The following is a 925-nucleotide window of genomic DNA, read 5'->3' as shown; positions in this document are numbered from 1 at the left end:
GGCTGTAGGTGGGAAGGTAAAGTAAAAACAGGTTGTGCTCCTGTAACCCGCGACGTTCTATTTTTTTCTCGATCCCATGGTGAATACGCGCATTATCTAACACGACAACTGTCAGGCGATCATCGCCTTGTTGGGCGATCTGCTCTAAAAAATCAATGATATCAGTCCGCGTGACATTATCCGATATTATTTGGTAAAACAGCGTGTTATCGGTGTAATTTAGCGCCCCCAACACTGCCGTCTGACATGATTTTGCGGCTCTATTTCATGAGGCTTACCCTGTGGGCTCCATCCGTATTGCACCGGTGGGGATGCGTAAAAACCCGCCTCATCAAGATAGACCAGCCGGTAATGCCCCGACCGCGCGCCCGCTTTCATTTTATTCAGCAAAGCGGCTTTTTCAGCAAACTCCGCTTCATTGCGTTTTTTTTAAAGACAGGCGGGCGCGTTTATAGGTCAGTCCCTGTCTTTTCAGGGTATTTGCCAACGTCTCAAGCGTACAGGGCAGCGGGCCATGCTTGTCCTCGACTTTCTGTGCGATCCGGGCCAGCGTCAGAGATTCCGCACTGGCGGCGTTAACCGCCGTGGCAATCATCTCCGATGTCATCGCGGGATAACGGCCTCCGGCATGGCCACCTAACAATCCGGCTATCCCTGAATCGTGCCAGACGTGAACCCAGTCATAGATAACTCTGAGACTGCATCCTATCTCAGCGGTGATCTGACGGGGTTTAAGACCTCTGGCAAGCATGAGTAACCCCGTTCCTCGCGTACGGATATCCCGGTGTGGATGATTCAAAGCCAGTTGTTGTAATGTAAGACGTTCAGGTTCAGACAGCGTGATATTCGATTTCATAAGAACAGTTGGTCAGTCATCGGATTACTGATTATAACACCAATGCAGATAGTTTATCTGATCAACTTA

Annotated in this window: 2 protein-coding genes; both read right to left on the bottom strand. The window is 49.7% G+C overall.

The window, feature by feature from the left end; translation table 11 throughout:
• The coding region (locus Xkoz_RS22470; protein ID WP_422646087.1) for a transposase at positions 1-232 on the bottom strand (232 nt) is incomplete at its 3' end.
• Positions 233-415: 183 nt separating this feature from the next.
• A complete protein-coding gene (locus tag Xkoz_RS19200; protein WP_099143522.1) occupies positions 416-856 on the bottom strand; it encodes a helix-turn-helix domain-containing protein in 441 nt (146 codons plus the stop codon).
• Positions 857-925: the final 69 nt, after the last annotated feature.

It is taken from the genome of Xenorhabdus kozodoii (assembly GCF_002632875.1).
Taxonomy (GTDB): Bacteria; Pseudomonadota; Gammaproteobacteria; order Enterobacterales; family Enterobacteriaceae; genus Xenorhabdus; species Xenorhabdus kozodoii.
The sequence above is the reverse complement of the archived record's forward strand: the minus strand, read 5'-3'. Positions and strand labels throughout refer to the sequence as shown.

Excerpts from the sequence above, each read along its gene's own strand:
- Xkoz_RS19200 (WP_099143522.1), bottom strand. The coding sequence starts at position 856 with ATGAAATCGAATATCACGCTGTCTGAACCTGAACGTCTTACATTACAA.